Genomic DNA, 15390 nt, shown 5'->3' with positions numbered 1-15390 from the left:
AGAATGGTAAGTTTTTTTAGTTTATAGGACACTGATAGTCAAGCTACAAATAACATTGAGCACTAACTAATTTAATCTAATAAATATGATGAGAATGGTGTTTTAAATAACAGCTCTAAATAGTAATTTTAATGCATTGAGTGAAATAAGAATTGGCAGAAATGTACGCATCAATGCACGTTTTAAATCATCGATAAGAAGTAGTCGTCACGGTCGAACTTAGGTGTGATAAATGCGTATGTAAAGTAAGCCTAAACGAGGTATTTGAATAACATTTGTTAAGCAGTTAACTCAGCTTTAAGCGCTGTATATCTAACTAAGATCAGCTAGCACAATATTTAGCAAAGTACGTTCTTCTAGCGTTATTGATCATAGACAAGTGGCAACTGATGCAGCCCTGTACAATGTACGCCCTTGAACTGAACTCAGCTGTTGATGTTAATAACAATTATTACCCAAAGTGCATTAGACAAGCTAATATTGTTAGCTTCGCATTCATCCAAATAGGATAGAAAACGTTTATGAATCAACACGTACTCGTGCTCAACTGTGGTAGCTCATCTATTAAATTTGCCATTATTGACGCCAAATCTGGTGATACTCCTTTACAAGGGATTGCTGAAAATCTTGGCGCGACTAATGGTCTGCTGCGATATGCCTTTAGGCAAGAAAAAACAATTATAGAACTGCCAGATAACGCCTCCCATAAAGACGCGCTAAGTAATATTGGCGCGGTTCTAAACAAATTTGATGAACTGCATTCGAGTCTTATTGCGGTTGGGCATCGGGTAGTACAAGGCGGAGAGGTTTTCACTCATGCATGCTTGATTGATGACACGGTTAAAGAACAGATCCGAGATTTAGCAAAAATGGCTCCGTTACATAACTTAGCCCATGTCGCCGGCATCGAAAGCGCACAGGCGGCCTTTCCAGAGCTACCACAGGTGGCAGTTTTTGATACCGCCTTTTTTCAAACATTACCTAAACATGTTTATTTATATGCCCTGCCTTACTCGCTTTACGAGCAATACGGCATACGCAAGTTCGGCTTTCACGGTTCGAGTCATTACTTTGTTTCTCGCGAAGCGGCCAAGCGACTCAATAAAAACATTGAAGAGTGTAACTTAATCACGGCTCATCTTGGCAATGGATGCAGTATCACTGCCATCAAAAAAGGCATAGCAGTCGATACCAGTATGGGCTTCACACCGCTGGAAGGTCTCGTGATGGGCACACGATGCGGTGACATTGATCCAAGTATCGCCACGTACATGATTGAGCAATTGGACTATAGCGCTGCTCAGGTCAGTTCACTGATGAACAAAGACTCTGGTTTACAGGGTATTTCTCAGTTAACGAACGACTGCAGAGCGTTAGAAGACGAGCAAGCCAAAGGCAACGAACAAGCCAAGCTTGCCCTAGATATGTTTATTTATCGCTTAGTTAAATACATTGGCTCTTATTTAGCCGTGATTGGCCCTTTAGATGCTTTAGTATTTACCGGTGGGATCGGTGAAAACTCTAGTTACATCCGCGAGCAAACGATTATTCAATTGGGTCACTTGGGTTTAGCCATTGATGACACGTTAAATTCCGAAATACGCTTCGGTCGCTCAGGCTTAATAAGCAGTAAACACTCGAAACCGATATATACCATAGCTACCAATGAAGAATGGGTTATTGCAAAAGAGACCATTAACTACGCATTTAAAGCGTAAGGAGAAGTCATGGCACGCAGAATTATGTTAATACCAGTGGGCAGCAGTGTTGGGCTTACCAGTGTATCTTTGGGTTTGGTTAGAGCCATGCAACAACAAGGTTTGAAAATTAACTTTTTCAAACCAATGGGGCAACCGCGTCATGGTGATGACGAAGCAGAAAAATCAACCACTATCATCAGTCAATTAGGCTTAATAAAGCCAGCAACACCGCTTACCTCCGCCTACGTAGAAGACATGATCAGCAATGACAACATGGATATATTGCTCGAAGAAATCATCGCCTTATATGAACAACATTCAAGCGACGAAGACATCTGCATAATAGAGGGACTTGTTTCAACCCCAAGCCATCCTTATGCAGTGCGACTAAATCGCGAAATTTGCAATGCCTTAGATGCCAAAATTGTATTGGTTAGCGCGCCGGGCAATTTAAGTTCGACCCAGCTAAACGATAAACTAGAAATTGTCGCTGACAACTACGGCGGTCACAAAAACAAAAAAGTACTTGGCTGTATATTCAATAAAATAAACGCACCACTTGATGAACGAGGACATTTGAGCACTGAACTGATCGAACATCATGATGAAAGCCAAACTGAAAAAATTATCGATAAACTTGGTAAGTTGGCTATTTTCAACAAATCGTTTGCGTTATTAGGGTGTATAAATTGGAATTTCGAATTAATAGCGCCCCGGGTGAATGACGTACGTAAACACCTCAATGCCAGAATGATCAATGAAGGTGACTACAAACATCGCAGATTGCGTAGTGTGAATTTGTGTGCGCGTGAAATCCACAATATGGTGTGGGTTTTAAAACCAGGGGCCTTATTAGTTATATCAGGGGATCGTAACGATATGTTTGTTATGGCCTGTCTCGCCGCGCAAAATGGTACCAAGATTGGCGCTATTTTGTTGACGGGCGGATATGAGCCCGACCCAAGAGTGATGGCATTATGCTCACAAGCCATGGAAAGTGGCCTACCCGTAATGTTAATCTACGACAACACTTGGCAAACCTCATTGAATCTGCATTTTTACAACTTAGAAGTGCCTGTCGATGATGAGCAGCGCATCAACCGCGTGATGGATCATGCGGCAAGTTGCATTGACCCTAAATGGATAAACTCAATAACGCAGGGTGCAGCTAAAGTATTGCGTTTGTCTCCACCTGCTTTTCGCTTTAAATTGACTCAATTGGCAAAGGCGGCTAATAAAACCATTGTATTACCCGAGGGTGATGAGCCGCGTACGATAAAAGCGGCCGCTATTTGTGCTGAACGCGGCATTGCTAAATGCGTGTTATTAGGCGACAGAATTGAGATCCTCAGAGTCGCCGAACAACAAGGTGTAATACTGCCCGACAGTGTAATAATTCAACAACCTGAAGAACTGCGAAACCAATACGTTGCGCCGCTAGTAGAACTGCGTAAACACAAAGGCTTAACGGCTGTTGTGGCTCAAGAGCAACTACTCGACAACGTTGTGCTTGGTACAATGATGCTGCACCAAGGCCACGTAGACGGATTAGTTTCGGGCGCAGTACACACTACCGCAAATACTATCAGGCCAGCACTGCAATTAATAAAAACAGCGCCCGGCGCATCGTTGGTCTCATCAATCTTCTTTATGCTGTTACCTGAACAAGTATTGGTGTACGGAGATTGTGCAATAAACCCCGATCCTACGGCTGAGCAATTAGCGGATATTGCCATTCAATCTGCCGATTCAGCCGCTGCCTTTGGCATTGAGCCTAAGGTTGCCATGATCAGTTACAGTACGGGCGATTCAGGTACTGGGGTTGACGTAGACAAGGTAAAAAAAGCGACGCAACTTGCACAGCAAAAAAGACCCGACTTATTGATTGATGGGCCGCTACAATACGATGCGGCTATTATGGAAAACGTCGCCAGTAAAAAAGCCCCCAATTCCAAAGTGGCTGGTCAAGCTACGGTTTTTATATTCCCAGATCTCAACACGGGGAACACCACCTACAAGGCCGTACAACGAAGTGCTAATTTGGTCAGCATAGGCCCCATGCTTCAAGGTATGGGCAAGCCAGTGAATGATTTGAGTCGTGGAGCCCTAGTAGATGATATCGTTTTTACCATTGCACTAACGGCCATTCAGGCCACCCAGCAAAACTCTTGAATAGCTGAATAGCTTAGAATTAAAAAACCGCAACAAAAGGCAATAAGGTAGTGGTCATCGAGTATTGACCACTACCGTTAATGACAAAATAATTCTACTAAGCTTCGCAGCTCTCTATCGATACTATGTTGTTTTGCTATCTTTGAAAAAGGCGTCAAGACGAGCTGATTATCACAAATTCCCGCCATTTTATTACTTTCACCTTGGACAAGCGCATTGACTGCCATTACGCCCAGCCTTATACCCAACATTCGGTCAGAGGCTGAAGGATTGCCTCCTCTTTGAATATGCCCAAGTTTGCAAAAGCGTAAGTCTATTTCATCATTAACTTGGCGTATTTTTGACGATACATAATTAAGACCTAATTTATTGCCTTCAGACAACACAACGATAAACGCATCTTCGCTGTTATAACCCTTAATTTTATCCAAGAGGTACTCGAGATCTTGCGGACTTTCCGGAATTAATATTGAATCAGCTCCCGAGGTTAAACCCGAATACACACCAATGTACCCGGAGTCTCTGCCCATGACTTCAACAACAAACATCCTGTTATGGGATTCTGCCGTATCTCTTATATTGTCAATACACGTCATTGCTGTATTAACCGCAGAGTCAAACCCCAAGGTGTAATCAGTGCCAACAGTGTCGTTGTCTATGGTGCCTGGAATACCAATACACGGAATATCACTGATATCTGACAAAAGCGAAATCCCACGAAATGTGCCGTCGCCCCCTATCGCAATAAGCCCATCTATTTCATTTTTATGGATATTCTGCAGGGCAATTTTTCGCCCTTCAATCGTTCTAAAACGATCGCTGCGCGCTGTTTTAAGTATAGTGCCACCAAGGTGCATCGTTTTTTGCAATTGACAGGTCGTAAGCGCAACGATGTCATTGTCTATCAAACCTTCAAATCCTTTACGAATTCCACTGACACTAATGCCATTGGCAGCAGCCGTTTTTACCGCTGCATATAAAGCGGCATTCATACCAGGGGCGTCTCCACCAGAGGTAAATAGTCCAATGTGTTTTAATTTTTTGGTCATTTTATGTCACCACAATGATTAAAGAAGCGTTGGTTTCTTATTATCGAGTACTTGTTTACTGAGTATGTTCATCTGTGCATCGCACTGGTAAATATGCGGACAGCCTGTTTTTAACTCATAATCAGCAATCTCTTCTGCTGTCATGTTTTCAATATGCATAATGATTGCACGCAACGAATTACCATGGGCGCAGATCAACACATTTTTACCCCGTTGCAGATGAGGAACAATATGCGACTGATAATATGCAATAGCCCGCTTGGCGGTCATCGCAAGACTCTCGCCGTTAGGAGGTGCGACGTCATAACTACGTCGCCAAGTATGTACCTGGTCGTCACCAAACTGCTGTCTTGCTTTATCTTTATTAAGTCCTTGTAGATCACCGTAGTAACGCTCATTCAACTGCTGGGAAACGTAGACTTTTAACTCTGGCGTGTCAGTTTGCAATGATTCGAAATGTTCATACCATTCACTACCAACGTCATGAATGCGCACATATTGGTTACATAAATGATTGTGCCGGAGTATTTCATATAGGGTGTCTTGAGCGCGTAGTAGCTCAGAAGTAAAGGCCAGATCAAAACGCTGCTCAGCTAGCATTTTCGCCGCCCGCTGCGCTTCTTCTACCCCCGCCTCGCTTAGCGAAACATCGACCCATCCTGTAAAGCGGTTTTGCTGATTCCAGATGGATTGTCCGTGGCGAATTAAGGTCAATAGCGACATGTATTATCTCGTTGGTGAATTCAACAAGTTGCCAATTATGCCGTGCTAGGGACGTAAATATAATGAGGGGTTATACCTAAATTGCGCAATGTTGCGATTTATTCACAGAAATGTCGCAGGGCTGCCCCATCTTTGAAAGAATCATTTCTATCCGTTTTGCAGCATTGCATTAGTCGTCATATTGGAAGCCCACAGACACGCCCGTATCACTAGGTATTAGCCACTAGTTTTTACGTGAAATTACGAATTTAAACTGCCGTAAATTGAGCATAAAGTAAAATAATGCTCCGCCGACTACCAAGGTTTTTTGGCTTATAATTAACGTCAATTTGGCGTTAAAATCGATGATATTGCTAATGCGTAATTAACTCATCATCACCTTGATAGGGTCAGCAGTATTACTCGATGTTTCGCCATGCTGATTTTTGCGCTCAAAGAAATCTGTACAGTATTAATAAGCGTCGCAAAAGCGAATCTAATTGCAAAAAATATTGGCCCGCAGCATCACCAGGCAACACAAAGCCTAGTTAAATTCTAATCTTCAGCACAAGGTACATTTTTATGACAGATTCAACACCGTATGTTCGCTGGTTCAAGGAGCTTAATAATTCCGATGTCGCATTAGTCGGTGGTAAAAACGCTTCACTGGGTGAGATGTATCAAAATCTAATGGCTGAAGGTGTGCGCGTACCCAACGGATTTGCTGTGACCGCTGAAGCATACAATTATGTACTTGAATCTAATAAAGCTTGGCCATTATTGCATGAGGCTCTTGATGGACTCGACCCAGATAATATTAAAAATTTACAGGCAGGAGGTAAAAAAGCACGGCAGATCGTATTAAACTGCGTGCTGCCAGACGATCTCAAAAAAGCTATTTTAAACGGCTATGCACAGCTCAAAGAAGAGTACGGAAATGACATTTCTTTGGCCGTGCGTTCATCTGCAACCGCTGAGGATTCGCCTGAAGCATCGTTCGCTGGTCAAAATGACAGCTACCTTAATATCAGCAGTGATGAAGCATTGCTCGATGCCTATAAACGTTGTTTAGCTTCAAATTTTACCGACCGTTCAATTCACTATAAATACGATAACAATTTTGACGTCTACACCGTCTTCCTGTCCGTCGTGGTAATGAAAATGGTTCGCAGCGATATTGGTGCCAGCGGCGTTATGTTTTCCCTTGATACTGAAACGTCATTTAAAGATGTGGTCTTTATTAACGGCGCTCTTGGATTAGGCGAAAATATTGTACAAGGCACCATCGAACCCGATAGTTTTTATGTACACAAACCCACGTTTAATCTAGGCCATCGCACCGTACTGAAACGCCGTCTGGGCCAAAAAGCATTAAAAATGGTTTTTACCGACACGCTTAACACAGATAATATTGCAGTGGAATATACCAACAATATCGACACCACCGAGGACGAAAGAAAGCATTTCAGTATTTCTGATGCCGATGTCATGATATTAGCTGACTACGCGATTAAAATTGAAAATCATTATTCTGACGACGCTGGTCATTATAAACCGATGGATATGGAATGGGCTAAAGACGGTATCGACGGCGAACTCTATATTGTTCAAGCCCGCCCTGAGACTGTATCGTCGCAAAAAAAGGGGGCCGTCCTTGAAATCTATCACCTCAAGGAAACCTCAAACGTTATTGCCCGTGGGCAAGCCGTTGGCACACGAATTGGCGCTGGCAAAGTAAGAATCATTAACGATGTTGCGCTACTAAGCGATTTTCAGCCTGGTGAAGTATTAGTTGCGGATACTACCACCCCAGACTGGGAACCGGTCATGAAAATCGCTTCGGCGATTGTTACAAACCGTGGGGGTCGAACCTGCCACGCTGCCATTGTAGCTCGTGAACTTGGCATTCCTGCCATTGTTGGTACCGATGATGCGACGGAGCTGCTTCTGAATGACCAAGCCGTTACCGTGAGCTGCGCAGAAGGTGAAGTGGGCAATATCCATGACGGTATATTGAGTTTTGAAATTGAAAAAACTGACCTCAGCCAATTGGCTCACCCCAAAACCGAAATTATGATGAACTTGGGTAATCCTGATCGCGCGTTTAGTTTAGCTTCTTTGCCTGTAGACGGTATTGGATTAGCACGGATGGAATTTATTATTAATGAATACATCAAGGTGCATCCGATGGCCCTACAACACCCAGAGAAAACCGACGATGCCACCCGCAGCAAAATCAACGATATGTGCATCGCCTACGAAACTCCCCAAGACTTTTTTGTCAAGACGCTTTCTGAAGGTGTTGCTACTATCGCAGCAGCGGTATATCCAAAACCCTGTGTTGTGCGCATGAGCGACTTCAAGAGTAATGAATATGCAACCTTGTTAGGCGGCACATTTTTTGAACCCGACGAAGATAACCCAATGATTGGTTTTCGCGGTGCGTCTCGTTATACCCACCCGGCTTACGCCGATGGATTTGCCCTTGAGTGCCAGGCTATGAAACGCGTGCGGGACGAAATGGGCATGACCAATGTAAAATTGATGATCCCGTTTTGCCGCCGTGTACAAGAAGGTGAAAAAGTACTGGAATCAATGACAACAAACGGCCTGACGCGCGGTGAGAATGGTTTACAAGTGTATGTGATGTGCGAAATTCCCAACAATGTTATTCAAATCGACGCTTTCGCAAAACTGTTCGACGGGTTCTCCATCGGGTCAAACGACTTAACGCAATTAACGTTAGGGGTGGATCGCGATTCGCAAATTGTTGCTTTTGATTTCGATGAACGCGACCCTGGTGTGAAAGAAATGCTGCGTTTATCGGTAGAAGGCGCCAAACGCAACGGTCGTCACTCGGGTATCTGTGGTCAAGCCCCATCAGACTACCCTGAAATAGCCGAATATCTGGTTGAGCTAGGCATTGATGCTATGAGCCTAAATCCAGACACGGTACTGGCCACCACTCGACATGTATTGGAAGTAGAGAAACGCTTAGCGCAAACTGCTAAGTCTGCATAAAAAATCGTCATTCGCTAAACCGTTGTAAAGAATAAAGTGGCAGCACTATGGTGCTGCCACTTTTATTTCTATAACCGAATGACAATGCTGGTGATACCGGGCAAGTGACTGGTATTATTATTGTGGTTTTAATTGCGATTAGTCTTGTTTATCAAGCGCCAATTTAGGTAGCGCACTGACATTGCTCTGCTACAGGGTTATATTTTATAACTCAGGCACATTTTAGCGGGAGGCTACTCCCGCATACAACGCTCCATTGGATATTAAAGTGCTTTGGCTAAGGCGAGAGCGGTATCCAGCATTCGGTTAGAAAATCCCCATTCGTTATCATACCAAGCGCAGACTTTAACTAGTTTGCCGTCAATCACATTTGTTAAGCTGGCATCGTAAGTTGAAGATGCGGGATTGTGATTGAAATCGGTGGAAACCAGCAGTTCATCACAATAGTCAAGGATACCTTTTAAAGCCCCATTACTTGCTGTGCGCATAATTGAATGAATTTCATCAATATTGGTATTACGACTCGCTATAAACGTTAAATCAACCATAGAAACATTAATAACAGGAACGCGCACGGCAAAGCCTTTAAGCTTGCCATCTAAAGCGGGTAAAACAAGGCCAACAGCATTGGCTGCACCGGTTTTTGTCGGGATCATTGACATAGTCGCAGAGCGCGCCCGGCGAATATCCTTGTGGTAAACATCCGTTAATACTTGGTCATTCGTGTAGGCATGAATGGTCGTCATGGTACCGCTTTCTATACCGATAGCCTCGTGCAATGGCTTCACCAGTGGTGCAAGACAGTTGGTCGTACAAGAAGCGTTCGATACGATGCTATGCTGAGCTAAAAGTGTATCGTCGTTAACGCCGTAAACTATCGTTGCGTCAATGCTGTCTCTGGCTGGAGCGGCTAGCAGTACCTTCTTCGCCCCTGCGCTAATGTGCATTTGCGCGGTCTCACGTGTGCGAAACAATCCAGTACATTCCAAAACGACCTGCACGTCTAATTCGCCCCACGGAAGTTTCGAAGGGTCTCGCTCTTTTAATACACGTATCTCGTCATTACCGACCACGATATTATCACCGTCAACTCTCACTTCAGTTTGAAACGTTCCGTGGGCTGTATCATGTTTTAGCAGTAAGGCATTGGTGCTTGCATCACCGAGATCGTTGATGGCTACTATGCGCAGTTCATCAGTGCGTCCAGATTCATAAAGGGCCCGCGTGACCATGCGTCCGATGCGCCCAAAACCATTAATTGCAATATTTATCGCCATTTTAACCCCTCCGTAAAATTTAACTAAGGAAAATACATATAACTGCAAATTTTGAAATTCGAAGATTAATGTATGCAGCACTACCATTACACTGCTTGGCAGATTGATATTGATGGTCATCAATAATTTGGTATTTTTGAGCAAAGTTGTTTATTCACACTTAGCCACCAGTGAAATTGCACATAAAAAAAGAATAATAGATAGGGAATATTAAAAGACTAGACCTGTCAGGCGCTGATTGATTGCGGAATACCACTAGTTACCAAGTGCTGATATACGGAAACCCCTTATTTAAGTAATAGGTCTTTATCATTATGATGAAAGTCTATTAATTGCACTTTTTTAATTGATAGATTTCCTCAAAACTTGGTTCCAACCTCTTTGGAGTCCTCCACTTATATTTTGGGAGGGCTCCTTTTTTATTTTGATTGAGCACCCCCGACCAACTAAGACTGGATAAATTGAACAATATTGAAGGCATTAGGCGATACACGTTTAATTTAATCTGCCTCAGTCTAATGTTATAACCAGCAGCATTTATGAGCACTAATTAAAGGTTGAATAAACCGTTCTAAACCCAAATATTCATTACTGACGCATTAATAATACAAACCGTAATAAGGAATTTTTATGACTGACTACAATGATGAAAGTAACCTAAAGCAAAATCCCATGTTGGATATAGAAGCGTTGAAAACGGCAATTACAAGTGGCGATACAAATCGATTAAAAGGGTTGTTAGCCAATGAGGTATTTGACGAGTTGCAAAAAAGTCATCTTGTTCATTTGGCTGAAGAAAATGGCAATGATGATATTGTAAAATTACTTAAAGGTACGCCTGCAACACCGTAATCCTAAACGCATTAGTTTTGTTTATTTTAGTGGAGCCGATGTTTATGAAAATCGGGGCGAGTTATTATGCTGACAGTCCTCTCGTGACTGTACTTTTCGCTCCTATTTAATTGCCGATATCATATGCGAGTGACTAACAATGCTGGATAGCTAAATACGATAGCCCCTACCAATGAAACTGCAACACAGGGTTGAAATGCCTAGTAGTAACACAGACTCATTAGAGTAAATTACCAATCGACTAATATTCCTGATGGCGACGGCACAGTGCATAAGCTTACAGTGCGGACATCATGCCTAAAAGGTCTCTTTCAGTAAATTCAGCATGTCATTTACCGACAGCTTAGTAACAGCCTCATTACCTTCTAATAACGTGTCCGCTAAGTCACGTTTATGCTGATGCAGGGCAACAATTTTTTCTTCTATGGTGTTTTGAGCAATTAACCTGTAAACGGTCACAGGGCGTAATTGACCGATTCTATGGGCACGGTCTGAGGCTTGCTCTTCTACCGCTGGGTTCCACCAAGGGTCCATATGTATTACATAGTCTGCAGCGGTTAAATTTAGGCCTGAACCGCCTGCTTTTAAGCTTATTAAAAAAATATCTCCGTCACCACTTTGAAAAGCATTAACGCTTTTTTGTCGCTGCTTTTGCGGGGTTGAGCCATCTAAATATTGATAGCTAAAACCTTTGGCTTCGATGTGTTGCTTAATCAATTGTAGGTGCCCAACAAACTGGCTAAAAATGAGCGCTTTGTGATTGTTTAGTTTCAGCTCTTCTAATAATTCATCGAGCGCTGCGAGCTTGGCACTGGGAATTGTGGTTTCAGCCATGACCAATTTCGGGTTGCAGCAGGCTTGGCGTAATTTCACTAGCTCGGCAAGCATTCTAATACGCTGCTCACCTGCGTTGGCTTGTTGGCCACTTTGACTAATATTGTCTATGGCATTCAGCCTAAGCGCTTCATAAAAATCGCGCTCTTGAGAGCTCATTTCAACGCGGATATTAATCTCAGTACGGGATGGCAATTCCGTCAACACTTGGTTTTTCATACGTCGTAATATAAACGGCTGTATCAGCGTTTTAAGGGCTTGGCTGGCCTTGCGGGCAGCTAACGGATCTTCCTGAGCATTTTCGATTGGCACTGAAAAGCGCTCACCAAAGCGTTTAATGTTGCCAAGCAACCCAGGGTTAATAAAACGAAACAGGCTCCACAGTTCAGTTAAGTTGTTTTCAATGGGCGTGCCTGTGGTGATCATTTTAAAGTCGCTTTTCAGTGCGTAAGCGGCTTTTGTGCGCTTGGCAAGCGGGTTTTTCAGGGCTTGGGCTTCATCCGCCACTATACTGTGCCAATGCACGCTTTTTAGTATTTCACTCTCTCTTTGCAGTAATCCGTAGCTGATGATCACGCAGTCAAACGGGCCTAAATCGTTCAACAGCACTTCGCGCTGCAGTGTATTAGTCGAGTCGGCGAATAACTTTATATTCAAGGTCGGCGCAAATTTAAACGCCTCTTGTTGCCAGTTAAAGCACACCGATGTAGGAGCGATAACTAAACTTGGCCCAAGGCTGGCCCGCGACAATAAAATCGCCAAGGCTTGCAAGGTTTTACCCAAGCCCATGTCATCGGCTAGGCAGGCACCTGCGCCCCAATGAGCAAGGCGTGAAGCCCAGTCAAACCCAACCAATTGATAATCACGCAATTGCGCTTGAAAGGTCGAAGGAATTTGTGGCTTGATTGCATTCGCTTGATGCATTCTTTCGGTTTGCTGCTCCCATGCATGAATCGTTTTCATGCGCATGCCTGTAGTGGCTTCTTCCATTTGCAAACTGGCTAGTGGATGGAACTTACCGTCGTCGGTGACTTGGTTGATTAACTCAAGTTTACGGCGTAAATCATCTGACAGCGCGAGTATTTGCTCTTCGCCCAGCTCGATAAAACGGCCATTACTGGTTTTTACGAGCTCGAGCAGTTTCCTTAGTTCAATGACTTGCTCACTATCAATTTGTAAGTCGCCAGTAATATCAAACCATTCATTTTTTTGGCTCACCGCCAGTTGCAGATGTTCACTGTCTAGGGTTTTCGACAGGGTCACTTTTTTACCTTTAGGCCAGCGCAACACTAAATCAAATGTGTCTCGCTTATGGGCTATTTCTAACTGTTCAAGGGCACTCAGCGCAACTTGTAAATCATCTAACAGTAGAACGTTATCCGCCATGTCTAAAAACACCGGGCACGCTTGGTCTAGCTCATCGAGTAGGGTTTCTTCTCGCTGTAAATCCCGCTGAGTGGCCATGCGCTTACCGTTTAAGTCTGTGGTCAAACTGGCATTGCCCACCCCCGGTTTAAACGCCGGGCCGTTCTCTCCAAATGGCATCACGACGCAGGTAAACGTTAGGCCGCTTTGATTCGGCTGAATATTGACCACCAAATTAGTGTCACACTCATGGGTTTCTAACCCTGTATCAAGCTCTGTGATATCAGACTGAATATTCAAGAACGGCGCGATAGCTGAAATGCCTTCAAGGGCTTTTTGTTTGGCACTGATGGGAATAAGCAAACCAGATTCGCCGATAATTTCGGCCACTTTTAGGTGTGATGTTGAGAACACGGTTAGCTGATACTGACTATCAGAAATCGCTTTTAGATTGTAGGCCGGCTGACCATCGTACTCGCCGATATCGTCGGGTAAATCAGCAATACTTAAACAAAGTTGATCGCCTATCTCGCTAACCAACAATTCTGGCTCGCGCTGGGTGATGTCAATCTTTTGGTTAAGGTCGTCCGCTTTGTAAAGGTTGTCTATGCCAACAGCCGCTTGCAGGGCGGGTAACCCTTGCAGCATGTAATCAACTTTTGAGTAGTAGCCCCAGTTTTGATAGGCATCAATGGCATGGCAAAGCTTCTTGTCACTTTCACTCAAATAGTCGAACTTATGGGTTTCTTCTTTGAGGCGCTTTAGCGAGACCACTCGCCCTTTGCTCCAGCCTGACTTATTTAGCTTTTGTTCCCGCGCGGTTAGACTGTGAGCATAACTCTGTTCAAATTCCCAAATTAAGCGTACCGGTTTAATGAGCACCTCTTTAGCGGGTGCATCATTTTTAAGTGCATTTGGGTTAAGGGCAATCAGTTTATCAAGGGCTAAATCCCACTGTGATTTAGTCACGATCAAGCGAGTGAAATCCACTAAAGGCACTGGTGATTTTAACGAGGAAACTAGCGCTGAACATGGTATTTTCTCGGCTTTTTCGTGACTGAAACTGGCGGCAAATTGCCCACATATTTGCGCAAAAAGCGGGTAATCAAGCTGCATAAAATGCCCTTGATATTTTAACGCTAACGTTGCCAGTGCCGGGTCTTTGCTTTGATTACACCAAACCTGCCCTAAAAAATAATTGAAATAGCATAGCTGATGGGCGAAAAAATCAGCCCTATCATCGATACTATTGTAACCAATATTAATGTCGTATTGTATGCCTGCACAAAGGCACATAATTGGCTTAACAAGGCCTTGTCCTACATAGTAAAAATCGCTGTTAACTTTACGATCGCTTTCTTCATATTCCACTTGTTGCAATGCGGTACCAAACGCATTCACATCATCTTGATTCGCCTTAACCATTAACGCCAATTTGTAGAAGTAACCCGGCAACTCATTCAAGTATTGTTTTTTGCGCTTCGTTAGCTTGTTTTTTGCCAGCATGGCTTGTTCAAAGTAGCCAATAGCAAGCTCATTCTGCCCCGTTAAAAACAAATGCATTCCCTGCAGCTGCAAGCCGTAGCTGCTCTTGTCTTCTGTATTTTGAATACGCAAAAAGTCATCGAAGCGCAGCTGATATAAATACTGCTCAGCCAATAGATGTTGACAGTCACTATTGTAACTCTGCTCTGTTTTTTCTGGCGCAGCTGCGCAAACTTGCTCTAATAGCTGAATGGGGTACGCGCAGCTTTGCCCTTCAATTTGAAACGTTCTGAAAAGAGTCGCGAATGCTTGGTATTGAACAGCGCGGGAAAGTTGTGAAAACGATTTTAAATCAAAGGGTAAGAACAAAATATCAAGCAGTACCCTGTTCTTTGTATGCTCAATAATTTGTGGGTTTTTATGAAAATCTAACGCGATTTCAAAGTCATCCATTTGATTTAAATAATACAAGTCTCGGATCACCCTAGCTCTATCAGCTTCTTTATTCTGCCAGCTATAACTGTTTATGATTGGCACAACTTGCTCGCTAGCCATGATGATTTCGCGTAATCGTTGCCCTGGCGCAAGGTCTACGGCGATAGACAGCCGGTCAATTTTTTTCACTAAAAAATTACCCAGAAGCGGATTGAGTTGCAAGCCTTCTCGGTTGTTAATTAACAACGATTCTAAGGTTAGTTGCGCTTTTTTCTCAGGATTAAGCACATAGTGCTTTTTGGGCAATGCCAGTAAGCCTCGATTAATTAGTAAATCGATTACCAGCGCTAACTTTAGCGCCCCAATGGGCTTATGAATGACGGATAAAATGAATAGCGTCGCTTGCTCGGCTTCGCTCAGGGTTAAAAACGTTTGATATAACGCTTCGATTTGATGATGAGATTGGGAATGAATTAAAGCAGCAAGCTTCATAGTCAA

8 protein-coding genes are annotated in these 15390 nt (G+C 43.5%); 4 read left to right on the top strand and 4 right to left on the bottom strand.

Translation table 11 applies throughout. From position 1 onward, the window contains the following. Positions 1–521 precede the first annotated feature (521 nt). The gene (locus GQS54_RS13790) at positions 522–1718 is read left to right on the top strand and encodes an acetate kinase (RefSeq protein ID WP_166424562.1); all 1197 of its coding nucleotides are present in this window, start codon (positions 522–524) and stop codon (positions 1716–1718) included. Between the two features lie 9 nt (positions 1719–1727). After that, positions 1728–3872: a phosphate acetyltransferase gene (gene pta, locus GQS54_RS13785; RefSeq protein ID WP_166424561.1), complete on the top strand. Its 2145-nt coding sequence runs from the start codon at positions 1728–1730 to the stop codon at positions 3870–3872. Positions 3873–3949: 77 nt separating this feature from the next. Here the strand turns inward: pta and GQS54_RS13780 are convergent, their stop codons facing one another. Continuing rightward, positions 3950–4921, bottom strand: coding sequence for an ATP-dependent 6-phosphofructokinase (locus tag GQS54_RS13780; protein ID WP_166424560.1), 972 nt, complete (start codon positions 4919–4921; stop codon positions 3950–3952). 18 nt (positions 4922–4939) lie between these two features. After that, positions 4940–5644, bottom strand: a complete 705-nt coding sequence (locus GQS54_RS13775) for a 2,3-bisphosphoglycerate-dependent phosphoglycerate mutase (RefSeq protein WP_166424559.1) — start codon at positions 5642–5644, stop codon at positions 4940–4942. 561 nt (positions 5645–6205) lie between these two features. Here GQS54_RS13775 and ppsA point away from each other — a divergent pair. Further along, on the top strand, positions 6206–8644 hold the full coding sequence (ppsA, locus tag GQS54_RS13770) for a phosphoenolpyruvate synthase (protein WP_166424558.1): 2439 nt from the start codon (positions 6206–6208) through the stop codon (positions 8642–8644). A 263-nt stretch (positions 8645–8907) separates the two neighbouring features. Here the strand turns inward: ppsA and gap are convergent, their stop codons facing one another. Further along, positions 8908–9921 (bottom strand): type I glyceraldehyde-3-phosphate dehydrogenase, encoded by a 1014-nt coding sequence (gene gap, locus GQS54_RS13765; RefSeq protein WP_166424557.1) that lies wholly within the window; start codon positions 9919–9921, stop codon positions 8908–8910. A 630-nt stretch (positions 9922–10551) separates the two neighbouring features. On the opposite strand from gap, the gene GQS54_RS13760 reads away from it, so the two are divergent. Further along, complete coding sequence (locus GQS54_RS13760; protein WP_166424556.1) at positions 10552–10773, top strand: hypothetical protein; 222 nt, start codon at positions 10552–10554, stop codon at positions 10771–10773. Positions 10774–11070: 297 nt separating this feature from the next. Here GQS54_RS13760 and GQS54_RS13755 read toward each other — a convergent pair whose 3' ends face one another. Continuing rightward, positions 11071–15384, bottom strand: coding sequence for a DEAD/DEAH box helicase (locus GQS54_RS13755; protein ID WP_166424555.1), 4314 nt, complete (start codon positions 15382–15384; stop codon positions 11071–11073). Positions 15385–15390 lie beyond the last annotated feature (6 nt).

Source organism: Paraglaciecola sp. 20A4 (genome assembly GCF_011378905.1).
In the GTDB taxonomy this organism is placed as follows: domain Bacteria; phylum Pseudomonadota; class Gammaproteobacteria; order Enterobacterales; family Alteromonadaceae; genus Paraglaciecola.
The sequence above is the reverse complement of the archived record's forward strand: the minus strand, read 5'-3'. Positions and strand labels throughout refer to the sequence as shown.